This is a genomic window from Bradyrhizobium sp. LA6.1 (genome assembly GCF_040547805.1).
Taxonomy (GTDB): Bacteria; Pseudomonadota; Alphaproteobacteria; order Rhizobiales; family Xanthobacteraceae; genus Bradyrhizobium; species Bradyrhizobium barranii.
The window spans coordinates 499190-522864 of the sequence record NZ_JBEPQK010000005.1 but is presented as its reverse complement, the minus strand read 5'-3'; the positions used below and the strand labels follow the sequence as shown (position 1 = coordinate 522864).

Sequence of the window (23675 nt, the reverse complement as noted above, 5' to 3'; positions counted from 1 at the left end):
ACTTGGGCCGCTTCTTCATCAGAAGCGGCCCTTTTTTCTTTGAGCCTCGATCTTCACTTCGAGCGCGCGAAAACGCGAAGCGAAGATTCGGCGCACGATACGCTGGCAGCTTGATCTGATGTTTGATCGGCGACGCGATCGCGCGGCGACGGCTCGCGTCTATTCAGCCGCGGCTTGGAACGGGCCGAGATCGCCGAACGGGATCGTCGTCGCCAGCACGTCGGCGAGCACGCCGAAGTCGCTTGCCACTTGCGCAAAGCGCGGACTGCGCTCGCGCCGCCGCTCGTCCATGTAGATCGCGCGGTTGAGCTCGAGCTGCACCGCGTGCAGCCCGCTTGCGGGGTTGCCGTAATGCTCGGTGATGAAGCCGCCGGCATAGGGCTTGTTGCGGCCGATCGAATAACCGAGCCCGCCCATGGTCTCCTCGACCCTGTCCGGAAGCAGCGGCGTGCAGCTCGTGCCGTAGCGATCGCCGATCACGATGTCGGGCCGCCGCGGCTCGTCCCTGCTGACGCCGACCGAGGGCATCGAGTGGCAATCGACCAGCACCACGGTGCCGAACATCTGGTGCACCTTGTTGATCAGCCGGCGCAGCGCGCGATGATAGGGCTTGTAGAGCGTCTCGATCCGCGCCAGCGCATCGTCGACCAGGATGCGTTCGCGATAGATCTCCTGGCCGTCGCCGACCACGCGCGGGATGGTGCCTAACCCGCCGGCAACCCGCATCGAGCGGGTATTGGCAAAGCTCGGCAGCCGTCCGGTGAACATGCGGGGATCGAGCTCATAGGGCTCGCGATTGACGTCGACATAGGAGCGGGGAAAGTTGACCCGCACGGTCGGAAAGCCGCGCTCGCTCAAATGGCCGATCAGCTCGTCCATGAAGGAATCTTCGGACCGCCGCAGCGTCGTCAGGTCGATCCTGGAGGCGCTGAGGAATTCGTCCGGATAGGTCGAGCCGGAATGGGGCGAGTTGAAGATGACAGGCGCGCGCCATTGCGCGGGCTCCACGATCTCGAAGGCGGGCGACACGTCGCCGTCAAACCGGGTCATCTTCTCAGGCTTCGTCCCTTCGCGCCGCGGGATCCGGGTCTCGGATCGAATTGATTCGGCCGGTGGAGCGGCTCTTATGTGTCGTCATTGTCTGGAATCGCAACCATTCTGCCAAGCGAAAAGATGTGATCGGCGCTGGAACATGTCTTAACCGTGTGGGCAGGGAAGCGGGGATGCGCCGGCGCGGCTCGATTGATTCGTGCCGCATTCGGGTTCACAAGGGACCGGCAGCGCAGCCAGCCCAGGGTAAAGATTTTCACCCCAAATTTACCCTCTGTCGGGCTTAGTAACCGCTGCTGATATCCTCTGGGGATTTGACGTTTCCTGCCATGCCCAAAATCCTGCTCGCCGAAGACGACAACGACATGCGCCGTTTCCTGGTCAAGGCGCTGGAAAACGCTGGTTTTCAGGTCTCGTCCCATGACAACGGCATGGCCGCCTATCAGCGGCTCCGGGAAGAGCCGTTCGAGATGCTGCTGACCGACATCGTGATGCCGGAGATGGACGGCATCGAGCTCGCCCGCCGGGCCTCGGAACTCGACCCCGACATCAAGATCATGTTCATCACCGGCTTCGCCGCGGTTGCCCTGAACTCGGATTCGGACGCCCCCAAGAACGCCAAGGTGCTGTCCAAGCCCGTGCATCTGCGCGAATTGGTCAGCGAAGTGAACAAGATGCTGGCGGCCTAAATCGGCCCCCTTCGGTCCTTGCACCGGCTCCCCTGAGCCGTTATAGGGACCCGACCCGATCTAGAGACATCTAGGGCGCGTAGCTCAGCGGGAGAGCACTACCTTGACATGGTAGGGGTCACAGGTTCGATCCCTGTCGCGCCCACCATCCTTCGCTCGCGATAGCGAGAGAAGGATGCCACGCCGAAGCCCAAAGGGCGCAGGCGGGTTGCCCGCCGCGAGCTTCGGCCAGGCAAGCCCAAACAATCCGCGATTGCGAAGCGTGCGTGTAGCCCGGATGGAGCGAAGCGCAATCCGGGATTTGCCCCGGTTCTGCAGCGAGCCACGCCCCGACAATACTCGATCGCAGCTATTTCAGTTCCGTGTTCGCGACCGGCAGGACGGAGGCGACGGACCAGCCGTTCGCATCCCGCACGTAGGTCTGGCTGATCAGAAACGTATTCTGTTGGGGTGGCTTGCCGGGAAGGCCACGCGTGAAGACGATGGGAACGAGGACCTGCATGACCTCGTTCGAGATCACGGCGACGTGGAATTTCGACATATCGGGTTCGAGGTGCCAGGTGCCCTCGTAGTAGCCCTTGAAGCGGTCCGCGACCGCATCTCGTCCTCTGGTCTCGATGCCTCTCGCAAACAACAGCACGCCGGGCGAATTCCACAGCATGGCCCTCACATCGTCCGCGTTGTGCGCATTCTGCGCGGCAATGAATTTTTCGAAGATGGCCCGTGCCTGCGCATCATCTGCCGCGGCCAGCGCCGGCCCGGCTGACCAGGCGGTCGCCGCGAGAAACAGCGCTGCGGCAATTGCCGCAACATGACCGCGCCGTGCAAACGGTCGTAGCCTGATCGAGTCTCGAGACATCTTGGAAGGGGGCATGATCATCTCTCTTTTGGATGACAATGATCATACCATTGATCGTGGCGCCGGCTTTTCAGGATCGCGCGAGCGGCGGTCACCGTTGCATCACGGATGCGTTGGTTCACGCCACGTCCGATGCCGCGGACGTGGCGCATCGTCGTCACACCGCCATTCGCCTCACGTCAGCGGCAACAGATGATCCGGGATCGGCACGGGTGCTGCCGGCACCAGCGATGCGACCGAGACGTGCGGCCAGGTCAGCCCGGCGAAATCCAACATGACCTTCTGTGAATACTGGATCTGCGTCGTCGCCACCCTGACGTGGCCGCCCTTGAAGCCCTTGTTGGGCACGAACGGGATCGCGGCGACGAAGCTCGGAACCAGCGGCACGTTGCTCCTCTGGCGCGGTTGCAGGATCACCGGCGGCGTTCCGGGCGGCAGGGCCGGCACGTCGATGTCGTAAACCACCGTCTCGATCCAGAACACCGCGTCCATCTGGAAGGCGTTGGCGTTCGAGCCATTGCCGCCCGGCGTCGGAACGGGCAAGCCCTGAAGGAACGCGATGTTCGCGGCGCCGCCGGCAAAGCTCGGCGCCTGCGGATGCGGGCCGGGCGAGGGGATGGCCGGCAAGGGGCCGCCGGACAGCGGCGTGCCGGGCTTCGTCGAGGTCTCGATGACGATGGTCTGCGTGATGGTCTGATGCGCGATCTGATTGCGCAGCACCGTGTTCGGGTCGGTGATCATGGCCTGGGTGAGCTTGCCGGAGGCCATCAGTGCGGTCAGATCCTGAGGTAGCCTGCGGGTCGTCTTGTTGGCCGCGGTCTGATTTTGGAAGGTGATCTTGTTGCCCGGATTGCCGCCGATGAACGGGGTGATGTCGATCGCTGCGATGGTCGGTTTGCCGGCGACCGGAGGCAGCGCGGTGCCTTGCGCGACGATCGTCGTGCCGTGCGGGATCGACGCCATGCGCGCAACGGTGAACGGCTCGTGCGGAATGGTGGTGGCCGGCACCGCCAGCCAGATGCCGGGTTCGAAGTGAATGCCCACGGGCGTTCCCGTGGTGATGTCGTTGATGGTCTGGAGGTACGGCACGCCGTTGAGGAATGCATCCGCCTGCTGCAGCGAGCCGCGATTGGGGATCGAGCCAAGATTGTTCGAGAACGACATCGTCTCGTCGGTGAGATTCAGCTCCAGCACGTTGTCGTCGGGGTCGGTGGTGCTGATCGGCCCCGGCATCGGCGTCGGCGTGATCTTGCTGTCGGGCCGGAAGATCGTATTGAATCCCTGTCCTGTGAAGGTGCCCGTGAAGGCCGACAGCGGACCGAGGATGGGCGGCAAGGTGACCGGCGGACGCGCAGCTCGCGCGGCGGCCCCCGCGGCGGGCTGCGCGGCGTCCCTGAACACCTCGTCGACCTCGTGGATGGAGAAATTCGCGGTCTTGGTGAATGCACTGGTGAGTGGTTTGGGCTCGTCCATGGTGATCCCTCGCGGTGCTGCAACTGTCGATGCCGGCATTTCCCCGGGCCGGCTGTCCGGGCAGGTGAGTCCTGCGCTATTGCGCCTCGTGATCCCGATCGCGTCTCGTGATCTGCCCGATGCCGGGCATGACAACATCGTTCACGCGCGCTCATGCGCGCGTGCCGACTTCGAACATCGATCGGCCCTACGTTGTTGGCCGGGCCGGATACTGAACGGATCTGCGTGAATCGATCGTGATTTTCAACTTGTGGTTCGGGCAAATGTGCGGTCGGGAAATAGCCGAGCCCTGCGAACTGAGTGAAGCATTGCTTCCTTCTCCGTGCTCGAAAATGAGATCATCGAAATGGATGTCGGGCGCCTGGCCGGCTTCGGTTATGCTGGACTATCATACAACCTTAAGATGGTCGCAAATGTGGTCCAGGTCACAAGGCCAAAGAGTCGCAGCAACGAGAAACGAGCGAGGCTGCCCATGAGCGTTTCCGTCATCGAGCAAGCAAAAATCCAGGCGCAGGTGCTGGTGCCGCTGGTCAAGGCATTGCAGGCCGAGCTCGGCGAGGCGCGCGCCAACGCGCTGGTGCGCAAGGCGCTCGGCGATCTCTATCGCGGCTTCGGCGAGGAGTTCTGGAAAACGAAGAACGAGACCGAGAACAAGACCGATCTCGGCAAGGCCGTCTCGTCGGCGTTCAAGACCTATGCCCGCGACGACGCGCTCGCCTATGACATCGTCGAGCAGACGGCGGACACCTTCGCGTTCGACGTGACGCGGTGCGCCTATGCCGAGTTCTACAAGGCACTGGGCGAACCGGAGCTAGGCTTCCTCCTGGTCTGCACCGCCGATTTCGCGACCGCGGAAGGGTTTGGTCCCGACGTCAGGCTCACGCGCACGCAGACCATCATGCAAGGTGCCAGCCATTGCGATTTTCGCTACCGGCGCGACGCCGGGGGATCACAGTGAAGGGAATGCAAATGATGCGGGCAAGCTGCCTTGCCATGGCTGCGCTGGCGCTGATGGCATCACGCGCCGATGCGGCGATCATCGACTGGCAGGCCGAGCTCCAGCGCTGCCGCGTGCTGCGGCAGAACGTGGCGCCGCTGCTTCAGGCCGGCGAGGGGATATCCGCCGTCGGCCGCTCCAACAGATCCGTCCGTCGCTGCATCTGGATCCAGCGCATGGCGGTCCGAAAGAAGATCCCCGGCGCGGAGGTTTGGTAGCAGGCGCCCGTCAGGTGGACTGGCTCTTCTGCCGGAGCAGCAGGTCCTTCAGTCCTGTCGGATAGAGGCTCGGTCCGCCCTGCGGAGCGGCGTCTTGCGTCGATCGACAGTCCTGCGGGCGTCGCCTCAGCCGGCGGACACGCCCGGCTTGAACAGGGCTCCGACCGGCAGCTTTTCCTGGAGGTCATACGAACTCGGCCGGTTCTCCTTGACCCATCTTTTTTCGGCGTGGGATTCGAATGGCGGCGGAATTTGCCCCTGAATCGACCAAAGGTCGGCCGGTAGCTCGTCGATGGTGACCTCCCAGTCGTATCCCCGGTCCTTGACGTAGGGCGCGATCAACTTGTCGACTGCATTCACCCACCATTCCCTGATGACGGGGCCGGGCATCGTCCTCGCCATGTGGTCGATCTTGAAGCGGACGAATTTCTCGTGCGAAGCGCCGCCGACATAGACCGAACCTGCGGCGACTTCCTCGAAGATCATCACGGCGTAGAATTTCGGGATGGGAATCCTCGCATACATTGCGGTGACCTTCTCTGCGAATTCCTTCTTGTCATGAGCCGAGTAGGCCCCGACGGGGTGATAGACTTTCCACAACGGCACTCGAGTTCTCCTTGACGTTGGCTGGTTCTTAGGGAAGCCCGCGCAGCATTTGGTATGATGGGGATAATATCACTGACTGCGCCGTCGACTCTTCAGGATCTGGCGATCCGCGGTAACCGCTGAATCACGTCTGCGTTGGCTCAGCCTTGTTGGGGCCGCCACAGCTGGGCGAGCCGGAGCTCGGCTTTTCTCCTTTGTCTGCACTTCCGACTTTGCGACTGCGGAAGGGGCCGGCCCCGACGTCAAGCTGACGCGGGCGCAGACCATCATGCAAGGCGCGCGAGCCATTGCGACTTCCGCTACCGGCGCGACGCGGGGGGATCACAGTGAAAGGAATGCGAACGATGCGGGCAACCTGTCTTGCAATGGCTGTGCTGGCGCTGATGGCGTCATGCGCGGATGCAGCGGTGATCGACTGGCAGGCCGAGCTCCAGCGCTGCCGGGCGCTGCGCGCGAACATCGCGCCGCTGCTTCAGGCCGGCGAGGGGATATCCGCCGTCGGCCGCTCCAACAGGTCCGTCCGTCGTTGCATCTGGATCCAGCGCATGGCGGTGTGCAAGAAAATCCCCGGCGCGGAGGCGTGGTAGCAGGCGCCCGTCAGGTGGACTGGCTCTTCCGCCGGAGCAGCAGGTCCTTCAGTCCTGTCGGATAGAGGCTCGGTCCGCCCTGCACGTCGAGATCGGCAAGGTCGAACCATCGCGCGACGATCTGCTCCCCGTTATCCTCGCGGAAGTCGATGCGGTCCTGGCCGCTGAACGCGCCGTCTGGAAGCGCGACCTCGGCGATGAACATCACCTCATGCCCGGTCGATCCCTCGTGCAAAAAAATGTTCTCCATCACCAGCGGCTCGCCCGTGATGGTGATGTCCACGCCGAGCTCTTCGCAAAATTCCCGCACGAGCGCCGCTCGCCAGCTCTCGCCGAACTCGATCTCGCCGCCGAGCGGGCGCACGCCCTTGATCCGCCCCGCATCGTCACGCACCTCGGCCGCCAGCAGCCGCCCGTCCCGCCAGTGCAGGCCGAGCGCGACGACGCGGATGTGAGGGTGGGGCCGCCATGTGGACATGGGGGCATCGTTATCGTGCCCGCCGCCGCTACGCAATGCGCGGTGGCGAGACCTTGTCGGGCCGGATGCGCACTGCCTTCGGCATGCAAATGCTTCGCAGCCTTGATCCGTGACTCGCCGCCTGCCATTGTCTGGTCCTCCATTAGGGCGACGAGCCTGGTGAGATACAATTTGCGGCGTTCGGCAAAACGTGTCGCTTCGCCGGACGTGACGAGAAGGCAGGTTTTCGAGATGAACAGCGTGAACAAGCCCGGCGGCAACTATTTGCCGGTGATCATCCATGGTGGAATTGCCTATGTCAGTGGTCAGCTGCCGCGTCGCGGTGAGGACCTGCTGTATGCGGGCAAGGTCGGCGCAAATGTCGATATCGCGGCCGCGCAGGAGGCCGCTGCTCTCTGCGCCGATCTCTGCATTTCGGCCATCAACCACGCAACAGGCGGAGAGGACAGGATCGTCCAGGTCCTGCAGCTCGTTGGATACATTGCTTCAGCGCCTGGATTTACCCAGCAGTCGCAAGTCATGAATGGGGCCTCCGACCGGCTGATCGAGCGCTTGGGCGATCGCGGTCGTCACACGCGCACGTCTGTCGGCGTCGCCGAGTTGCCGCGGGGCGCTCCCGTCGAGCTGAGTATGATTGCCGCTGTTCGGTCGTAAGAGGCGGTCTTATCCGACGAGATATTTCTTCACCGCCGCCTCGTCCCACGCGATCCCGTTGCCCGGTTCCTCGCTCGGCAACGCAAAGCCATCCTTGATCGCGAGCCGTGTCGCCAGCACCGCGTCGGCCCAGTCGACATATTCCAGCCAGTGCGCGGTCGGCGTCACGCAGAGCAGGTGCGCGCTGACCTCCGAGAACAGGTGCGTCGACATCTCGATGCCGGCGGCATGTGCGAGCGAGGCGGCGCGGAGCCACCCGGTGACGCCGCCGATGCGCTGCACGTCGGGCATCACGTAGTCGCAGGCCTCAGCGGACAGCGCCGCCTGCATCGAGAAGGCGCTGTCAAAATTCTCGCCGATCTGGACCGGCGTGCGGAGCGCATCCGCAATGCGCGCGTTACCAGCGTAATCGTCGTGGCGGATCGGCTCCTCGATCCAGGTCAGCCCCTCGTCGTCGAGCATCTCGCCGCGGCGGATGGCCTCGGTCACCGTCAGGGCCTGGTTGTAGTCGCACATCAGCGTGACCTGATCGCCGACGGCCTTGCGCACCGCGCGCACCACGGCGAGATCCTCCCGCGCATCGGGCCGGCCGACGCGGATCTTTGCCGCGTGAAAACCTTCGGCCAGCAGCTTGTGGGCTTCGTCCACCGCGGCGCCCGCCGGCATGATGCCGAGTCCCTTCGAATTGTAGGCCCTGACCGGCTTCGGCGCGCCGCCGAGCAGGCGCGCCAGCGGCAAGCCTTTGCTGCGCGCCAGCGCATCCCATGCCGCCATGTCGATGCCGGATTGCGCCAGCCGCTGCAGGCCGGCGAGGCCGAGCAGGGTGAAGCGCTGGTTCAGCTTGCGCTCGATCTCGAACGGCAGCAGCTCGTCGCCGGCGACGAGCTCAGACATTTCCGCGACCATCGCCGTCAGCGGCTTCAAGGCCGAAGGCGTGATCGAGAACAGATAGGCATGCCCCACCGCGCCCTGGTCGGTCTCGCAGTCGATCAGCACCAGCGGCGCCTTTGCGACCGCGCCGGTCGAGGTCTTGAGCGGCAAATTCATCGGCACGATCACGGGGCGCGCGTTGAAGCGCCTGATGCGGATGGTCTCGGTCATATGGAGGATCTCCCGGCGGAGTGAATGCAGGTTAACACCGATCTTAAACATTCGCCATGAAACGAAAAGCCATTTGCTGCGACCCACCATGAAATGGGGTTGCGCGGCCCCGCATTTGCGGGCTCTGTGCCGCCGCAAGCTCTTGCCGCGAATTCCCGGGATTTGCGATAAGATCGCACACGACGGAGCCACAGGGTGAAACAAGAGATCTCCGAAGAACAGCGCAAGAGCGGTATCCTCACGGGGGCCGTGATCGCCTTGCTCCTGCTCGCTTTGCCGGTCGCGGTGTGGCTGGACCTGACCGACCTCAGCAAGACCGCGCTGCGCCGGCAGGCCGCCGACCTCAACTCGGTGATCACGAGCGTGCGCAGCTACTATGCGTCCAACGTGGTCGGCCGCATCCTGGCCAACCCTGGTGGCACCACCAGGGTCGTGCACAATTACGAATCCGTCCCCGGTGCGATCCCGATCCCGGCAACGCTGTCGCTGGAGCTCGGACGGGTGATCGGCGCGCAGCAGGAGAACATCGCCTACCGCTTCGTCTCGGATTTCCCGTTCCAGAACCGCGCCGCGCACCAGCTCGACAAGTTCGAGAAGGACGCGCTCGACGCGCTTCGCAAGGATCCCGAGCAGAAGATCGTCGAGACCGAGACCTCGCTGTTCTCCGACAAGGTCCGCCTGGTCGCGCCCGTCACGATGGGCCCGGCCTGCGTCAGCTGCCACAACAGCCACCCCGAGAGCCCGAAGAAGGACTGGAAGGTCGGTGACATCAGAGGCATCCAGGAGGTGATCATTGCGCAGCCGATCGCCGCCAACATCTTCTCGTTCAAGTTCCTGCTGGCCTATTTCCTGATCGCCGCGGGCTGCGGCCTGTCGTTCCTCTCGCTCCAGCGCCGCCAGGCCGGCCGCATCAAGGGCATGAACAAGGAGCTCGAATCCGCCAACGACTTCCTGGCTTCGTTGTCGATGAAGATCTCGCGCTACATCCCGCCGCAGGTCTACAAGAGCATCTTCAGCGGCCAGAAGGACGTCACCATCCACACCGAGCGCAAGAAGCTCACGATCTTCTTCTCCGATATCCAGAATTTCACGGCGACCGCCGAGCGGCTTCAGCCGGAATTGTTGACCCAGCTCCTCAACGAATATTTCACCGAGATGTCGGCGATCGCCCATGAATATGGCGGCACCATCGACAAGTTCATCGGCGATGCCATGCTGATCTTCTTCGGCGATCCCGAGACCAGGGGCGACCGTGCCGACGCTGAGGCCTGCCTCCAGATGGCCTGGCGCATGCAGCAGCGTCTTGCCGAGCTCAATGCGAAGTGGCGCGCCTCCGGCATCGAGCAGCCGTTCCGCTCGCGCATGGGTATCAATTCCGGCTATTGCAATGTCGGCAATTTCGGCAGCAGCGACCGCATGGACTACACCATCATCGGTGCCGAAGCGAACCTCGCCGCGCGGCTGCAATCGATCGCCGAGCCCGGCGGCATCGTGCTGAGCTACGAGACCTTTGCGCTGGTCAGCGACATCGTCCGCGCGCACGCATTGCCCGCGATCACGATGAAGGGCATCAGCCGCGAAATCATTCCCTATTCGGTCGACGCACTCAACGACGCGGCGGCGGAGAAGAGCGGTGTCATCACCGAGCGCGCGCCCGGCCTCGAGCTCTATCTCGACCCCGCCGTGGTGAAGTCAGGCGATGCCGCGCGCGTCCGCTCGCTGCTGGAAAACGCGCTGGCTTCGCTGAAGCCGGCGTGAGGGGGCGCGCAGTCTTGCGTAGCCGCGTTTCTGATTGAGAGAGTCCCCGTGTGGACCCCTCTCCCTAACCCTCCCCCGCAAGGGGGGAGGGAACGCAGTTGCGCGTGTGGCTACGTCAAGGGACGACAATTGGCTTTGGTCCTGTGAACTCATTGAGCTTGTGAGCCCAGCCTTCGCCGCGCGGCACACTGCGCTCCCTCCCCCCTTGCGGGGGAGGGCGGGGGAGAGGGGTGGCCCAGCAGAAGGTGCGTGCCTGAACGCCGCGCTGCACCAACCAGCGTCGACGCGAGACTCACCGCGCCGCCCCCTCCGTGAACGCGGTCTCGATCACGTCGCCAAAAGGTTGCCAGGAACGGCCGTCGAACTGGACAAGCCGCATCTGCTTGATCGGCAGGTAGCTGTTGGGCGAGGTGCTCATCCTGATGTTGGGCAAGGCAACGGAGGGCTGCTGATCCCGCAGCGAAGCCGCCTGACGCATGATGTTCTCGCGCGACAGGTCGTCGCCGCATTGCTTCAGCACCTGTGTCAGCGCCTCGGCTGCGCCGTAGCCGTAGACCGCGGCGCTGTTGTTGGTGCTTTCGACGTGATGGTACTTGTCCATGAAGGCGAACCAGTCCTTCATGGCGGGGTCGTTCTTCCATGCGGGGTCGCTCGGATCCTTCAGGAAGGCCGCCGAGATCACGCCGGACGAATTCTCCAGGCCCGCGGGCGCCATCGCGTTGGCGATCGAGGCGGAGGCGTCGTTGACGATGATGACCGGGCGCCATTTGAGTGACGCCGCCAGCTTGATCACCTTGGACGCGGTCGATGGCACGCCGAGGAAGACGAAAATATCCGCGCCCGCGCGCTTGAGGATCGAGACGTGCCCTTCGAGATGCTCATCGGCAATGTCGAAGGCGATGTCGACGAGGACAAGGCGGTTCAGGTCGCCAAGACCTTCCTGGATGCCCCTATAGAGCATGCGTCCGAACTGGTCGTTCTGCCAGAGCACCACGATCTTCTTCTTGGGGTAATAGGCCTGGATATAGTTGGCATAGATGCGCCCCTCCGACCGGAACGAGGGCTGCCAGCCCATGGTCCAGGGAAACGCCTTGGCCTGGCTCAGCTCCTCGTCGCCGGATGCGACGAACAGCTGCGGGATTCTCTTCTCGTTCAGGTACCAGCGCGTGGCGATATTGCCGGGCGTGCCGAACGAGCCAAACATCAGGTGCACGTCGTCCTTCTCGACCAGATTGCGCGTCAGCTCCAGCGCGGTGGCCGGATCGGAATTGTCGTCGCGCGTGATGAAGCGGATCTTGCGGCCGTTGATGCCGCCGCGCGCGTTGATCATGTCGAAATAGGCGGCCTCCGCCTGGCCGATGGCGCCGAACTCCGAGAGCGGTCCCGAATACGGCATCACGTTGCCGATGCGGATTTCATCGCCGCTCGCGGGTTGTTCGGCGTGTTGCTGGGACATCGCGCCAAGCGACGCGATAGCGATCATCGAAACGAACAGCATCCTGCCGATGACGCGCATGCTCGATACCTTGATATTGGCCCCTCCAAGAGGTCGGCTCAATCCGCACCAAGTCCGCTTGATCTACGTCAAGCGTTTGTCAAAGCTGTGGCTGCGTGGGCGCTCAGCAAACGACAGGCGTGCTGACGCGCCGTTCGTGTTGAGGTCAGTCGCTCCGTCATCCTGAGGTGCGAAGCCCACGATGCAGCGCATCGCGGGCGGAGCCTCGAAGGATGAATGGCCCCCGCTACAACCGAGCGGAGACGGCCGGGCCGTCGCCCTTCGAGGGCCGCTGAAGAAGCGGCCACCTCAGGGTGACGGTGCTAGCCTCATTGTCGCGGCCGGGTTCGTAGGGCCCGACCATGACGCTGCGGGAGCTTGGAGTGCCCGCGCCCACTACGGCAGCTCCCGCGCCTCGAGCTGATGCACCAGCAGCAGCGTCGGTTCGGCGAGGCTGTCGCCGGAGCCGTCGAGGCCGAAGGCGGCGGCGATGCCGTCGCGGCTGCGCAGCAGCGTGCTGCGCGGGCAGTGGCCGGCGCCGCACAGCGTCTTCTTCAAGGTCTCGCCCTGCGCCACGAGGCTCGCGGGATCGTTCGCGGCCCAGGCCAGCACGATCGGCGCATCGACGTTGAGGATGCCGGGGAAGACCGACCGCTTGTCATATTGGGTGGGGTCAGTGCCGAGATAGGCCTTCTCGCTGTCGCTCGCGTCCTTGCCCGCGCGGTAGATCCCGGACACCAGCACGACGGCGGCGACATCGGCGCGGTCGGTCTGGAACTCGGGATGCGCCAGCAAGGTGGCGACATGGAAGGCGCCGGCGCCGTAGCCGACCGCGACGATCTCGCGGGCATCGCCATTGAACAGGTCGATATTGCCGTGGACCCAGGATAGCGCCGCCGCGACGTCGGTTGCACCCATCGGCCAGGTCGCCGCAGGCGCAAAGCGATAGTTGACGCGCACGCCGATCATGCCGTTGCGCGCGGCAAAGCACATCGCCTGGTCCTGGACCTCGCGGGACAGGTCCGGCGCGCCGCGATCGCCGGTGAAGGTGTCGCCCCCCACGAACACCAGCACGGGCCGGGGCGTATCCGCCTTGGTCTCGCTGCTGGTGGCGACGTCGAGCACATTGGCCTCGCTCTCGCCGTAGCGCAGCCCCCGCGAGAAGGAGATCTGCTCGCACAGCCGCGCAGTGCCACCGGCGGTCGTGTCGTTGTCGGTGAGGCCCACCCGGACGAGATTGGACGGCCCCGTGAGCCGCGCGGGCAACGGACCGTGTGCGGAGGCTGCCGTCATGCCCAGGATGAGGAAGAAAGCGAGATAATTCTTCATGTTGGTATGTTGGTGCCGGCCCTGCGTGCCCGATATGGGCTCGCGCATTTGGCCCGTCTTTTCAATTCGCCTTATTAGTTAGTTCGTCTTGAGGCGATTTCACGGCACCCGGTTTCTTGCCCATGTTCTTGCCCATGCGCGGTTCAATTCCCCGGCTGGAACGTGCAGTCGGCCCCGCTCCCGTCCTTCCGGCGGATGGCATTGGGGTCGATCGTGCAGCTCAGCTTGCTCAGGCTCTCGAAGTTCGATCCCGCCGCACCATCGGGCGGAATGCCGGCGAGCGCTTCGGTCGCGAAAATTTCATTGGCCGTCGAGCCGTTCACGGTCCTGCTCTTCTTGCCGAAGGTCAGCTCGCAATTGCGTAGCGTGATGTCGACATTGCCGGTGCGGCAGACGATTCTGTCCACGGTCACCACGATCGGCTTCTTGTAGGGAATCTCGGCATTGGCGGCGAACAGCATCGCCACCGCCTTCCTCTCGGCGCCGGTCAGGTTCGGCGACAGCGGCGCGATCACGCCCGCGAGCGCCAGCGCCGTCGAGCCCGAGACTTTTGCAGGCGTTGCCGCCGAGGCTCCGGCGGCGTTGAAGGCGCCGGCAAAAGCGAGCGCGGCGACGATGCGAGCCCAAATCCTGGATCGAGCCCTTGTCGTGAATGTCATTCGCGTCGCTTCCTCTCCGGTCACGGCTTCGCCGCCGCAAGGCGCCCCGAGCCTATGACAGAATTGCTAGTCCGGGCAGAGCCATGCGCTTCCGGCTGCTGGTCGATGGCCTTGATGATCGCGGCCGCCGCCGTCTGACCGGACTGGAGAGCGCCTTCCATGTAACCGAAATAGGCAAAGCAGGTGTGCTCACCGGCAAAGAACAGGCGGTCCTCGAAGCCCTTGGCCAGCAGCGGCCCGGCGCGGCAGACCTCGCCGGGGGCGGGACAGGAGTAGCCGGCGGCGGTCCATTCGTCGCGCGGCCAGGCCATGAACTCCGGCTGATCGGCCAGATGCGCGACATAGCCCTTGTAGACGCTGCCGATCTGTTGCGCGTAGAACGCGTCGACCTGCGTCTGGTCACCGGGCCGGTAGTGCTTGAGAGCTTCCGCCGCGACGTCGGCGCCGGCGAACAGGCTGAGCTCGACCGGATGCTCCGGCGGGGCGATCTGGTTGTCCGTCCCTTCCCAGGTGACACCGAACTGGTTCGAGATGGCGGTCGGGGCGAGGCCCTCGCCGATCCAGAAGCGCTTCTTGAGCGGGCTGAGATATTTCACCGCCGTCCCCATCGTGACGTAGTAGTCGTGCGGCAGGTGGGGTGTGATCGTGATCTTGGCGTTGGGTGAGTCCGGCCACAGGCTCGGGGGTATCGCGAGCACGGCATAATCGGCGGCGAAGGGCGCGCGTGCCGTTCCGTCGCCGGAGGGGCTGAATTCTAGGGTCACGCCTTCGCTTTCGATGCGGATGGCGCGCACCGGCGTCGACAGGTGGGTGCTGGCGCCCTTGTCCTCGATGTCATGCGCGAGACGATTGGCGAGCTCCTGATTGCCTTCCGAGCAGCGCAAAGTCTCGGTCTGGGTGAAGAAGGCGTCGATCTGGTTCTTCATCCGTCCGCCCGCGACGACGGCCAGATTGGCGAGAAGGCTCTGCTTGGTGGTCGGCTGGCCGGCGTCGTTGGAGAACTGCTCCTCCATGGCGTGCTTGGTGAGCTTCGAGCAGTCGAGGCTGGCGATCCACTCCGCAATCGTCCTGGCGTCGAGCTTCCTTGCACCCTTGGCGCGCCAGGGCTTGTCAGGCTTGACCCGGCCGGCCCACCGGCTGAGCTTGCCGAAAGCGTCGTCCATCTCGTGATAGACCCGCTTCATCTGGCCGTCGGAGAGCTTGTGGCCGTCGAGAAACACCGGCATGTCGAGCTCGAGCGCATCGAAATTGGTGTCCGAGGTGATGACGGAGAGGCCGAGCTCGAACCGCTTGGCATATTTCAGCCAGAGCGGATGGTTGTAGCCGATCAGCTCGCCGCCGGCCTCGACGATCCCGCTCGGCTTCTTCTTGCTGAGAACACGGCCGCCGAAGCGGTCGCGTGCCTCGAACAGCGTCACCTCGCAATGCGCGACGAGCTCGGAGGCCGCCATCAGGCCGGCGAAGCCGCCGCCGATGATCGCGACTTTCGGGCGTCGCACCGCCAGCGCGCGGAGCGCGGTGGGTGAGCGGATTGTGGGCGGGGTGGGTTGAAGGGCGAGCTTGTCCTTGACCCGCCGCTGGCGCTCCGCCCCCGAAATCCTGGGCCCGTAACGCCGGTGCAGCCGCGCAAACAGCGAACGCATCGCGAGCTTCCCTTGAAAATGTCTTCTGCCGGGACGCCGCCGTGCCGCGCCCTGAAATGCTGCAACATCGGTTAAAAATAGACCGGCCGATAGAAGCGAGATTAACTTACAATCTTGCGGAGAGTCGAGCGGCGGCTTCTCTTCCCCCCGAAATCTTGCCCCTGGCTGGCAATTGAAGGGAAAATCCGCGAACCGCGCGACGATTGCGCGGCGCGGCTGTTTTGGTCCGACGTGTCAAACATTTGGGGCGCGCGACCGCGGCCGCATGCCAGCCGCGCGTTCTACTGTGCATGGGGTTGTTTTCGCAGTTTTAGTTTTGGGGGGGCCGGTCACGCCTGCTTCATCGTCCGGAAGGTGATCGAATAGCGGCGTGCCTCGACCGGTGGGATGCTGTGCTCCCATTGCGACCGCGCCTCGCCGTCCATCAGGTAGAGCGAGCGCGGCAGGGCTTCGAGCGCGTGGCGCTGCCATTTGTCGCCGCTGCGGCGGCGGAAGCGGAATTTGCACGGCGAGCCCAGCGACAGGCCGAGGATCTCCTTGAAATGCGGCTTGTCGCGGTGCCAGCCGATACCGACGCCGGTGTCATATTCGGTGCACAGCACCTGCCGGACGCTGCCGTCGGCGAGGCCCGCCCAGGCCTCGACCTGCCGCGCGACGGGCAGGACCCAGTTCGGGATCGGCTCGGCCTCGGCCAGCCGTTGCAGCGAATAGTCATAGCGATAGCCGAACGACGCCACCCGGCGGTTGCCCTCGAAGGCGCCGAACTGGAAGCGCTGGAGCGGCAATGCTGCGATGCGGCCGATCAAGTCCTGCTCGACGGCGGCCTCGACGAAGTCATCGGTATAGCGAAGCCCGGCAGGGCCCGCTTGCGGGGCGGCGAATAGACCAAGCTGCGTCATTGCTCGCATTTCCGTGATGGAACCTATTGGCGGCTGATGCGACTTACATAGGACACGGAAAAAAACGTGCGAGGCTGTCATGGCAGAGAAGCATACCGCCGATCCGGCAGAGATCATGCGGGCGACCGGTCATCCTGAGCTGGAATATGCCGCCGGCTGGACCATCGCCGGTCTGGTCACCATCGGCACCATCGTCGCCGCCTGGGTGTTCGCGATCTAGGCTATCGGAAACTGGAGCTCGAAGGCCGCGCCCTCGTCGGTCGGCTTGAGCCTGATCGAGCCGCCATGGCTCGCCATCACCGCGCGCGCGATCGCCAGCCCCATCCCGGTGCCGCCCTGGTCGCGGCGGGTGGTGAAGAACGCATCAAAGATCCTGTCGCGGTTCGGCGCCGAAATCGGCTCGCCGTCATTGCTGACCGTCACAAGCAAGGTCGTCCGCTCGTCCACCGCCTCCAGCCTGATGGTCCTCGCCCTGTGCCGCATCGCGTTGTCGGCGAGATGCGACAGCACGATCAGCGCCTTCTCGCCGGACATGCCGATCGCCCGGTCGAGGCGGCCGCTGGCCTCGATTGAGCCGGCCGGAAACCGGCTCCGGAGGTCGGCGATCACGGGCGCAAGCTCGGTGCGTTCGTTCTGCGGCAGGCTCTCGGCGCGGGCGAGCTCGCGCAGCCGCTGCGCCATCGCTTCAAGCCGCTGCGTGTCCGACAGGATGTTGGCGATGAACGTCTTCTGTTCGGCGGGCGTCAGGCCTTCCGGCTTTCCTTGAAACGAATCCTGCAGCAGCTCGGCCGCGCCCTTGATCGAGGTCAGCGGCGATTTCAGCTCGTGGGTGAGGTGGGCCGAGAACGTCGCGATATAGTCCGAGCGCCGCGCCAACTGTTCCGCCATGCCGAGAAAACTGTGCGAGAGCTGGGCGAACTCGCGGGTGCCGTAATGCCGGAGCGGCCTGAACGCCTCGCGATCGCCGCGGCCGATCCGCGCGGCGCGGTCGATCAGCTCGCGCATCGGCAGCGTGATGGTGCGCGAGAATACGAGGCCGATCGCGATGGTGCCCAGGATCACGGCGAGCCCCGCCAGCACGAACTTGGCCCGCTCCTGGTAGAGATGGTCAAAGATGTTGCTCGGCGTCCGCGTGGTGTAGATCACCCCGGCGACGCGGTTGTTGACGATGACGGGCATTGCCGAGAACACGTGCACGCCGAGGCCGCGGCTGAACGAATAGATTGGCGGCGGCGGCCGATCCGGGACGCGGTTGCGCAGCGTGGCGCGGTATTGCCCGTGCAGCGCGTCCGCGACTTCCTCGATATGGGCGAGCGACTGCCCGACCTCGTAGCGCCCGGCGATCACCACGCCCTGCGGATCGAGGATGCGAAAGCCCGCCAGCGTCACCTTCTGGGTCTCGCGGATGATCGGCGTCAGTCTTGCGCCGATCTCGACATAGGCTGGCTGCGCCGGCTGGGGCGCTGCTTGCGCATCCGGCCGCCGCCGCAAGAGATCGTTGGCGGTGAGGTCGAGCGCGGGACGGATCGGGGTGACCTGGTCGCCGGGGTCGGGCAGCACGTTGGGCGGCACCTCGGCGCCGAGCGTCAGGCCGCTGTCGAGCCGCGCCGTGACCTCCTGCGCATAGATCGTCGCGAGCACGCGGCTCTGCGCGATCAGCTCGGCCTGGGTCTGGCGGATCAGCTGGTTGTCGTAGAGGCGGAAGAAGAACAGGCCGACCAGCGGCAGCACGCCGACGGTCGCCAGCACCGTGAAAATCACGAGGGTGAGCGACGGCCGCCATTTGTCGGGCGCTGCGCTCATGCCTCATTCTCGCAGCGGCCGAGCTTGAAGCCGACGCCGTGGATGGTCTCGATCACGTTCTCGCAATTCAACGCCGCGAGCTTGGCGCGGATGTTGCGGATGTGGCTGTCGATGGTGCGATCGGAGACCTGGATGTTGAGCTGATAGGCCGCCCGCATCAGCTGCTCGCGGTTGAACACCGAGGTCGGCCGGGTCAGGAACGCGCGCAGGATGCCGAACTCGATCGCGGTCAGCTTTAGCGGCGTGCCGGCGAAGGTCGCGACATGCTGTTCGGGATCGATCAGCAGGCCGCCTTGCGACAGCGCGCCCGGCCCGGCCTTGGCCTCGCCATTGCGCGGGCTGAGGCGGCGCAGGATGACGTTGACCCGCGCTACCAGCTCGCGCGGGCTGAACGGCTTGGTCACGTAATCGTCGCCGCCGATCTCGAGGCCAAGGATGCGGTCGATCTCCTCGTCGCGCGCCGACAGGAACAGGATAGGCACGTCGGACACCTTGCGCACCTCGCGGCAGACATCGAGCCCGTCAAACTCGGGCATGCCGATGTCGAGCACGATCAGGTCGGGCTTGTCGGCGGCAAAGCGGGCGAGCGCCTCCTTGCCGTCGCGCGCCTCGATCACGTCCATGCCGGCCTTCTTCAGGGCGACGCGGATGACCTCGCGGATGTGGCCCTCGTCGTCGACGATGAGAATGCGATGCGCCAAGAACCTCTCCGCTTCCTCAGCCTGCCTGCTGATCCTTCGCCTGCGCGTCCAGCCTGCGCTGGAGCCGCCAGCTCCGAAAGCCCCAGCTCCGCCAGGCCAGATCCTGGCGCTGCTGTTCTACAAGGCGGTCGCGGCGCGACACAAGGCAGCTCTCGGGGGCGCCGGGCCGGAGCAAGATGGCCTTGTCGATGGCAGGCAGCGCCTGCGGCCCGAGCGTCAGGAGATAGTTGATGTCGATCTGCACGCCCTTGCCCGATGCTTCCCGGCTGTGGACGACATTGTAGTCGGCAATGAACGCATCGAAGTTCACGAGCGAGCAGCTATAGAGCACGATCGTCAGCGCGATCAGATTGGCACCGACGAGCCATTGGTTGGACCGGTTGAGCGCGATGCGCGTCACGATCAGGACCAGCCCGAGCGCCACCAGCCCCATCCAGATGAAGGCCGCGATGCGCCAATAGGTCAGCATGTAGATGTCGACATAGAGATCGAGGCGGAGGATGGAGGAGGCGACGAGCAGAACGTTCTGCCCGACCCAGAGATAGACCAGCGGCCGGATCACCTTCGATTTCTCGGCCGCGCCGCCCGGGCGCATCGCGACCAGCACGAAGGCGGCGGCGAGCAACGCGGTCGCTATCAGCGGATAGGCGCCGCGATGGGCGTAGGCCGCATAGCTCAAATTGTCGGGCAGCGCCACATGGCCCCAGAGATAGATGCCGTCGAGGATGGACTGCGCGGCGAACAGCAGGTTGAACAGGATCAGCGAGCGCAGAATGGTGGAGGGGTTCAGAAATTCGGCCGAGACCAAGGGCGGGAGCGGGGGCGGCACGGGGCCGTCGGCAACGGCGGTGGTGACAATCGTCCTGCGCCGCCAGCGCACATGGATGAACGGCCAAACCAGCGCCAGCATCATGGCCCAGAACAGCAGGCGCTGGATGCTGATATATTCGAGGATGAGCTTTGGATTGAGCAGCGACACCCACTGCTCGATCACCGGATTGGCCGCAGCGAACAGTGCGACGAAGACGGTGCTCAGCACGGCAGGCATCAGCCAGAGCGCGAGGCCGCGGGTGAACGCCGATATGTTGAAGATCTGGAGCGCCTCGAGGAAGAACCTGAAGGGACCGAACAGGACAAAGTTGCGCAGCGCGCGGGCACGCTCAGCGAACCCGGTCGTTTCAGGATTGGTCGCGATCAGAAGCGCAATGGTCAGCGCCATGGTGAGGATCAGGAAGGACAGCATGTTGAGCTCCTCGACGGCCGGAACGAGGCCGGCGACGAGTATGGCCCCGCCGATCACGGTGCGCCGCAGATCCAGGGCCGCATGATTGAAGAGCACCGACACGCAGGCCGTCGCGATCGCAAAGAGCGTCAGCGACAGCCCGATCCGCTGGCCGTAGAACAGCCAGTCGGCGAGCGCGGCCAGCACCAGCGCGAGGCCGACCTTGGCCGGGATCGAGGAATGCCTGATCGGCTGGATTTCCGCTGCTATCGTCGAAGCCAGGCTCGTCATGTCCAAATGACCTTTCGTGATGGGTGGCATCACGAAGTCTGAACGGCGCTTGTGCAGAAGGCGGGACTATCGTCTGCACGGTTTCAGGAGTCTTCTGCAGTTTTCGTGCAGGCGCGCGTTTGCCTCTCGCACAGCGTGATTCGCTTTGATAGGTGCGAAGCATTCGCCACTCATAGCGTGTGACGCATCATGCAATTCCTCGGTCGTATCGGTCTCGTCCTGCTCTGGCTGGCCGCGCCGCTCGTCGCATTCGCGGCCGCCAACAAGAACGATCCCTATCTGGTCCCGCTGCGTGGCGCGGGAAACCTCGCGCTTGTCGTCGCAAGCCTCGCGATCGTCATCCTCCTGCTCCGCAGAGGGCGTTGGCGTACCGTCGCGGGCAAGCTGCTCGTGGTGCTCTGGTGCCTGCCGCCGGTGCTGATGTCGGCGGCGCATCTGAAGTTCGAGCTGCGCAAGCACGACGTGCTTGCCGCGAGCGCCACCGAGGCGCGTCAGCTCGGACCTCACTTCATGGTGGGCTATTCCTCCTTTCCCGAGGTTGCGCGCCTTGCCGAGCAGGGCTTGATCGGCGGCGTCTACGTGACCCGGCGCAACATCCGCGGCCGGACCGTCGAGACGTTGCGGGCCGAGATCGCGGCGCTCCAGGACAAGCGGCGCGCCGCCGGCCTGCCGCCGCTGGTCGTTGCGGCAGACCAGGAGGGCGGCATCGTCGGACATCTCGCGCCGCCGCTGACGAAGCTGCCGGCGCTGGCGACGCTCAGCGGGCTCGCGCCCGACGAACAGCAGGCCAAGGCCGAAGAGTTCGGCCGCATCCACGGCCGCGAGCTCGCCGGGCTCGGCCTCAACCTCAACCTCGCGCCGGTGCTCGACCTCAAGCCGCCGGTCCGGCGCAATCGCCTCGACTTCCACACGCTGATCGGTCAGCGCGCGATTGCGACCGACCCTGCCGTCGTCAGCACGATCGCGAGCGCCTATGTGCGCGGGCTGGAAGAGTCAGGCGTCAGCGCTACGCTGAAGCACTTTCCCGGCATCGGCCGCGTCCGCTCCGATACGCATCATTTCAGCGCCAATCTCGATACGCCGGTGAAAGAGCTCGAAGCCACCGACTGGCTGCCGTTCCGCGAGGTGCTGTCGCATTCGCGCAGCGCGCTCATGGTTGGGCATGTGACGCTCACGACCGTCGATCCCGATCGCGCGGCCTCGCATTCGAAACGCGTCGTCGAGGGGATCATCCGCGAAAAGTGGGGTTACCAGGGCATGGTGATGACCGACGACCTCGTGATGGGGGCGATCTACCAGCACGACGTCTGCAAAGCCGTGGTCGAGGCGATCAACGCCGGCGTCGATCTGCTGCTGGTTGCCTATGACGGCGCGCAATTCTATCGGGTCTTCGCCTGCGCGCTGGATGGGTCGCGGCAGGGCAAGCTCGACGCCGCGATGCTGCGCACCAGCGCGGCACGGTTGGCGCTGGGCTTTCCGACCGAGCAGGCGCGGGCCGCTTCAGACGTCGTCCGCGTTGTCGAGCGGCATCAGCCCTTCGCGAACTGGCGGTAGTCGGGTTCGCGGTGAAACCAGAACTCGTAGCCGGTGATGGCCTTCTGCATGGCGACGTCGTGGATCGGCTGGTTGAGCGGAACGACGGGAACGTCGCGCATGCAGAGCGCGATGAAATCCTTCACGCACCGGTCGTATTCCGCCGCATCGGCCGTGAAGCGCGCCTTGTCGATCAGCGCGTCCATCGCCTTGTTCTGGTATGAGGAGATGTTGAAGATCGAATTGTTGCCGTGGAAATTCCAGTAGAAATAGTACTCGGGATAATCGAGCCAGCCGCTGAAACGATTGAGCGCGAGCGGCAGCTCCTTCTTGTTCAGCGTCGTGCGCCAGTTCGCGCCGGGGATTTTTTCAATCGACGCCTTGATGCCAATCTTGGCGAGACTTTCCTGGATCAGGATGGCCGTCGGCTCGCCGACGGTCGCAGTGCCTGTGTCGAGCGACAGGGTCGTCTCCAGGCCGGACTCAAAGCCTGCTTCCTTCATCAGCGCCTTGGCCTTGTCGAGATCGGTGACGTAGGGAAACGGCTGCGGCCAGACCGGCTTTGAGACATCGGCGGCGCCGCCGTACATGGGAACGGCGCGGCCGAAGAACGCGCTGCTCTGGATCTGCTCATAGGGCAACGCCCAGGCGATGGCCTGCCGTAGCTTCACATTGTCGAACGGCGGCTTCGCCGTGTTCAGCGCGACGTACCAGAGCGCGTTCGGGATCGGCACGCCCGATACCTTGATCTTTCCTTCCTTGATGATCTGCTCGAAATCGCGCGGCGCAAAGCCGCTTGAAATATCCGCATCGCCGCGCTCCAGCATCGCGCGGCGCGTGCCGGCGGAGGGGACGTCGCGCGCGATCACGCGCCTGATCTTCGGCAGCGGTCCGCTCTTCCAGTCGTCGAAGCGGGCCAGCACCGTCTCGCTTCCTGGCTTCCAGCTTTCGATCCTGTAGGCGCCGCCACCGGCCTCGTTGGTTCTGAGCCAGGCCAGCGCCCACGGATCCTCCGCCGTCGCGTTCTTCTTGGCGAGTTCGGAATTGATGATGAAGGGGACGACGACGGCGACGTTGAACAGCAGCATCTTGTCCTTGCGGACATAGTCGATGCGGAAGGTGTGGTCGTCGACCACCACGAACTGCTCGGGCTTCTCCAGCGAACCCGCCGACATCTGGAAGGTCGGAAAGCCGCCGACCTTCACGGCGCGGTCGAACGACCATTTGACGTCCTTGGCGGTAACAGGCGTGCCGTCGTGGAATTTCGCGTCCTTGCGAAGCTTGAAGGTGCAGGACATGCCGTCGGCGGCGACCTCCCAGCTCTCGGCGAGTTCGGGCGCGAGCTTCTCGCGATCATAGGACGCGGTCCCGTCGGGCAACGTCTTGGAGGCGTAGGTCAGCAGGCGGTCGTAGCAGTTCCAGGACAGGCCGTTCACGGTCTGGTTGGAGCCGACGCCCTGCATGTCGAGCGAGTTCGGCCCAAGCTCCTGCACCACCAGCAGCGTCTCGCTACGCCCCTGCGCCCCGACGAAGGAGGATGTGATCGCCGTCAGTCCGGCCGCGCCAAGGCCGCCGAGCACCAAATCGCGGCGGTTGATGTCGAAAGGTGATGCGCTCATCGGTGCCTCTT

At 64.6% G+C, this 23675-nt stretch carries 23 protein-coding genes and 1 tRNA gene; 9 read left to right on the top strand and 15 right to left on the bottom strand.

Annotated features, from left to right (window positions below; translation table 11 throughout):
• Positions 1–159: 159 nt before the first annotated feature.
• On the bottom strand, positions 160–1050 hold the full coding sequence (locus ABIB99_RS16345) for an N-formylglutamate amidohydrolase (RefSeq protein WP_014491809.1): 891 nt from the start codon (positions 1048–1050) through the stop codon (positions 160–162).
• 329 nt (positions 1051–1379) lie between these two features.
• On the opposite strand from ABIB99_RS16345, the gene cpdR reads away from it, so the two are divergent.
• Both cpdR and ABIB99_RS16335 read left to right on the top strand, forming a co-directional pair.
• The gene (cpdR, locus tag ABIB99_RS16340) at positions 1380–1739 is read left to right on the top strand and encodes a cell cycle two-component system response regulator CpdR (RefSeq protein ID WP_007597092.1); all 360 of its coding nucleotides are present in this window, start codon (positions 1380–1382) and stop codon (positions 1737–1739) included.
• A gap of 73 nt (positions 1740–1812) precedes the next feature.
• Positions 1813–1887 (top strand) — tRNA-Val (locus ABIB99_RS16335).
• 201 nt (positions 1888–2088) lie between these two features.
• On the opposite strand, the gene ABIB99_RS16330 is transcribed toward ABIB99_RS16335, so the two are convergent.
• A complete protein-coding gene (locus tag ABIB99_RS16330) occupies positions 2089–2613 on the bottom strand; it encodes a Cif family virulence factor (RefSeq protein WP_354176601.1) in 525 nt (174 codons plus the stop codon).
• A gap of 159 nt (positions 2614–2772) precedes the next feature.
• On the bottom strand, positions 2773–4071 hold the full coding sequence (locus ABIB99_RS16325) for a heme-binding protein (protein ID WP_354176599.1): 1299 nt from the start codon (positions 4069–4071) through the stop codon (positions 2773–2775).
• A 472-nt stretch (positions 4072–4543) separates the two neighbouring features.
• Between ABIB99_RS16325 and ABIB99_RS16320 the strand changes: the two genes are divergently transcribed.
• Both ABIB99_RS16320 and ABIB99_RS16315 read left to right on the top strand, forming a co-directional pair.
• Entirely contained in the window at positions 4544–5029 is a 486-nt protein-coding gene (locus ABIB99_RS16320) for an L-2-amino-thiazoline-4-carboxylic acid hydrolase (protein ID WP_063986719.1), read from the top strand.
• 11 nt (positions 5030–5040) lie between these two features.
• Positions 5041–5286 (top strand): hypothetical protein, encoded by a 246-nt coding sequence (locus tag ABIB99_RS16315; RefSeq protein WP_208089262.1) that lies wholly within the window; start codon positions 5041–5043, stop codon positions 5284–5286.
• Between the two features lie 126 nt (positions 5287–5412).
• On the opposite strand, the gene ABIB99_RS16310 is transcribed toward ABIB99_RS16315, so the two are convergent.
• Positions 5413–5892, bottom strand: coding sequence for a tautomerase family protein (locus ABIB99_RS16310; RefSeq protein WP_354176597.1), 480 nt, complete (start codon positions 5890–5892; stop codon positions 5413–5415).
• A gap of 344 nt (positions 5893–6236) precedes the next feature.
• Here ABIB99_RS16310 and ABIB99_RS16305 point away from each other — a divergent pair, with 344 nt between their 5' ends.
• Positions 6237–6479 carry a hypothetical protein gene (locus tag ABIB99_RS16305; RefSeq protein WP_354176595.1) on the top strand — a complete coding sequence of 81 codons (243 nt, stop codon included), beginning with the start codon at positions 6237–6239 and terminating at the stop codon, positions 6477–6479.
• A 10-nt stretch (positions 6480–6489) separates the two neighbouring features.
• On the opposite strand, the gene ABIB99_RS16300 is transcribed toward ABIB99_RS16305, so the two are convergent.
• The gene (locus tag ABIB99_RS16300) at positions 6490–6957 is read right to left on the bottom strand and encodes an NUDIX hydrolase (RefSeq protein WP_354176594.1); all 468 of its coding nucleotides are present in this window, start codon (positions 6955–6957) and stop codon (positions 6490–6492) included.
• A 231-nt stretch (positions 6958–7188) separates the two neighbouring features.
• Between ABIB99_RS16300 and ABIB99_RS16295 the strand changes: the two genes are divergently transcribed.
• On the top strand, positions 7189–7611 hold the full coding sequence (locus tag ABIB99_RS16295; RefSeq protein ID WP_063985690.1) for a RidA family protein: 423 nt from the start codon (positions 7189–7191) through the stop codon (positions 7609–7611).
• Positions 7612–7620: 9 nt separating this feature from the next.
• Here the strand turns inward: ABIB99_RS16295 and ABIB99_RS16290 are convergent, their stop codons facing one another.
• On the bottom strand, positions 7621–8712 hold the full coding sequence (locus ABIB99_RS16290; protein ID WP_354176593.1) for an enolase C-terminal domain-like protein: 1092 nt from the start codon (positions 8710–8712) through the stop codon (positions 7621–7623).
• Positions 8713–8907: 195 nt separating this feature from the next.
• On the opposite strand from ABIB99_RS16290, the gene ABIB99_RS16285 reads away from it, so the two are divergent.
• A complete protein-coding gene (locus tag ABIB99_RS16285; protein ID WP_354176591.1) occupies positions 8908–10470 on the top strand; it encodes an adenylate/guanylate cyclase domain-containing protein in 1563 nt (520 codons plus the stop codon).
• A gap of 292 nt (positions 10471–10762) precedes the next feature.
• Here ABIB99_RS16285 and ABIB99_RS16280 read toward each other — a convergent pair whose 3' ends face one another.
• From ABIB99_RS16280 to ABIB99_RS16260, 5 genes are all read right to left on the bottom strand, one after another.
• A complete protein-coding gene (locus ABIB99_RS16280; protein WP_166083309.1) occupies positions 10763–11986 on the bottom strand; it encodes an ABC transporter substrate-binding protein in 1224 nt (407 codons plus the stop codon).
• A 375-nt stretch (positions 11987–12361) separates the two neighbouring features.
• Positions 12362–13294: an alpha/beta hydrolase gene (locus ABIB99_RS16275; RefSeq protein WP_166353597.1), complete on the bottom strand. Its 933-nt coding sequence runs from the start codon at positions 13292–13294 to the stop codon at positions 12362–12364.
• 143 nt (positions 13295–13437) lie between these two features.
• On the bottom strand, positions 13438–13953 hold the full coding sequence (locus ABIB99_RS16270) for a hypothetical protein (RefSeq protein ID WP_354176589.1): 516 nt from the start codon (positions 13951–13953) through the stop codon (positions 13438–13440).
• Between the two features lie 20 nt (positions 13954–13973).
• A complete protein-coding gene (locus ABIB99_RS16265; RefSeq protein ID WP_354176587.1) occupies positions 13974–15596 on the bottom strand; it encodes a flavin monoamine oxidase family protein in 1623 nt (540 codons plus the stop codon).
• A gap of 329 nt (positions 15597–15925) precedes the next feature.
• Entirely contained in the window at positions 15926–16495 is a 570-nt protein-coding gene (locus tag ABIB99_RS16260; RefSeq protein ID WP_354176585.1) for an alpha-ketoglutarate-dependent dioxygenase AlkB, read from the bottom strand.
• A gap of 79 nt (positions 16496–16574) precedes the next feature.
• On the opposite strand from ABIB99_RS16260, the gene ABIB99_RS16255 reads away from it, so the two are divergent.
• Complete coding sequence (locus tag ABIB99_RS16255) at positions 16575–16715, top strand: hypothetical protein (RefSeq protein ID WP_007597071.1); 141 nt, start codon at positions 16575–16577, stop codon at positions 16713–16715.
• Here ABIB99_RS16255 and ABIB99_RS16250 read toward each other — a convergent pair.
• The 3 genes from ABIB99_RS16250 to ABIB99_RS16240 are packed head-to-tail and all read right to left on the bottom strand — an operon-like array spanning position 16712 to position 20512.
• Positions 16712–18298: an ATP-binding protein gene (locus tag ABIB99_RS16250; protein ID WP_354176584.1), complete on the bottom strand. Its 1587-nt coding sequence runs from the start codon at positions 18296–18298 to the stop codon at positions 16712–16714. The two genes, ABIB99_RS16255 and ABIB99_RS16250, sit on opposite strands and share 4 nt — an antisense overlap.
• Positions 18295–18999: a response regulator gene (locus ABIB99_RS16245; protein WP_354176583.1), complete on the bottom strand. Its 705-nt coding sequence runs from the start codon at positions 18997–18999 to the stop codon at positions 18295–18297. The genes ABIB99_RS16250 and ABIB99_RS16245 overlap by 4 nt, the downstream gene beginning before the upstream one ends.
• Positions 19000–19015: 16 nt before the next feature.
• Positions 19016–20512 (bottom strand): DUF4153 domain-containing protein, encoded by a 1497-nt coding sequence (locus ABIB99_RS16240; RefSeq protein ID WP_354176582.1) that lies wholly within the window; start codon positions 20510–20512, stop codon positions 19016–19018.
• A gap of 189 nt (positions 20513–20701) precedes the next feature.
• On the opposite strand from ABIB99_RS16240, the gene ABIB99_RS16235 reads away from it, so the two are divergent.
• The gene (locus ABIB99_RS16235; RefSeq protein ID WP_354176580.1) at positions 20702–22066 is read left to right on the top strand and encodes a glycoside hydrolase family 3 N-terminal domain-containing protein; all 1365 of its coding nucleotides are present in this window, start codon (positions 20702–20704) and stop codon (positions 22064–22066) included.
• Here ABIB99_RS16235 and ABIB99_RS16230 read toward each other — a convergent pair.
• Positions 22042–23664 carry an ABC transporter substrate-binding protein gene (locus ABIB99_RS16230; RefSeq protein ID WP_354176579.1) on the bottom strand — a complete coding sequence of 541 codons (1623 nt, stop codon included), beginning with the start codon at positions 23662–23664 and terminating at the stop codon, positions 22042–22044. The genes ABIB99_RS16235 and ABIB99_RS16230 overlap by 25 nt on opposite strands.
• Between the last annotated feature and the right edge of the window lie 11 nt (positions 23665–23675).

Coding starts and splice junctions, on each gene's coding strand:
- ABIB99_RS16345 (WP_014491809.1), bottom strand. CDS start 1,050: ATGACCCGGTTTGACGGCGACGTGTCGCCCGCCTTCGAGATCGTGGAG.
- ABIB99_RS16290 (WP_354176593.1), bottom strand. CDS start 8,712: ATGACCGAGACCATCCGCATCAGGCGCTTCAACGCGCGCCCCGTGATC.
- ABIB99_RS16315 (WP_208089262.1), top strand. CDS start 5,041: ATGATGCGGGCAAGCTGCCTTGCCATGGCTGCGCTGGCGCTGATGGCA.
- ABIB99_RS16250 (WP_354176584.1), bottom strand. CDS start 18,298: ATGAGCGCAGCGCCCGACAAATGGCGGCCGTCGCTCACCCTCGTGATT.
- ABIB99_RS16265 (WP_354176587.1), bottom strand. CDS start 15,596: ATGCGTTCGCTGTTTGCGCGGCTGCACCGGCGTTACGGGCCCAGGATT.
- ABIB99_RS16295 (WP_063985690.1), top strand. CDS start 7,189: ATGAACAGCGTGAACAAGCCCGGCGGCAACTATTTGCCGGTGATCATC.
- ABIB99_RS16230 (WP_354176579.1), bottom strand. CDS start 23,664: ATGAGCGCATCACCTTTCGACATCAACCGCCGCGATTTGGTGCTCGGC.
- cpdR (WP_007597092.1), top strand. CDS start 1,380: ATGCCCAAAATCCTGCTCGCCGAAGACGACAACGACATGCGCCGTTTC.
- ABIB99_RS16235 (WP_354176580.1), top strand. CDS start 20,702: ATGCAATTCCTCGGTCGTATCGGTCTCGTCCTGCTCTGGCTGGCCGCG.
- ABIB99_RS16240 (WP_354176582.1), bottom strand. CDS start 20,512: ATGACGAGCCTGGCTTCGACGATAGCAGCGGAAATCCAGCCGATCAGG.
- ABIB99_RS16275 (WP_166353597.1), bottom strand. CDS start 13,294: ATGAAGAATTATCTCGCTTTCTTCCTCATCCTGGGCATGACGGCAGCC.
- ABIB99_RS16325 (WP_354176599.1), bottom strand. CDS start 4,071: ATGGACGAGCCCAAACCACTCACCAGTGCATTCACCAAGACCGCGAAT.
- ABIB99_RS16270 (WP_354176589.1), bottom strand. CDS start 13,953: ATGACATTCACGACAAGGGCTCGATCCAGGATTTGGGCTCGCATCGTC.
- ABIB99_RS16305 (WP_354176595.1), top strand. CDS start 6,237: ATGCGGGCAACCTGTCTTGCAATGGCTGTGCTGGCGCTGATGGCGTCA.
- ABIB99_RS16280 (WP_166083309.1), bottom strand. CDS start 11,986: ATGCGCGTCATCGGCAGGATGCTGTTCGTTTCGATGATCGCTATCGCG.
- ABIB99_RS16255 (WP_007597071.1), top strand. CDS start 16,575: ATGGCAGAGAAGCATACCGCCGATCCGGCAGAGATCATGCGGGCGACC.
- ABIB99_RS16330 (WP_354176601.1), bottom strand. CDS start 2,613: ATGCCCCCTTCCAAGATGTCTCGAGACTCGATCAGGCTACGACCGTTT.
- ABIB99_RS16300 (WP_354176594.1), bottom strand. CDS start 6,957: ATGTCCACATGGCGGCCCCACCCTCACATCCGCGTCGTCGCGCTCGGC.
- ABIB99_RS16320 (WP_063986719.1), top strand. CDS start 4,544: ATGAGCGTTTCCGTCATCGAGCAAGCAAAAATCCAGGCGCAGGTGCTG.
- ABIB99_RS16260 (WP_354176585.1), bottom strand. CDS start 16,495: ATGACGCAGCTTGGTCTATTCGCCGCCCCGCAAGCGGGCCCTGCCGGG.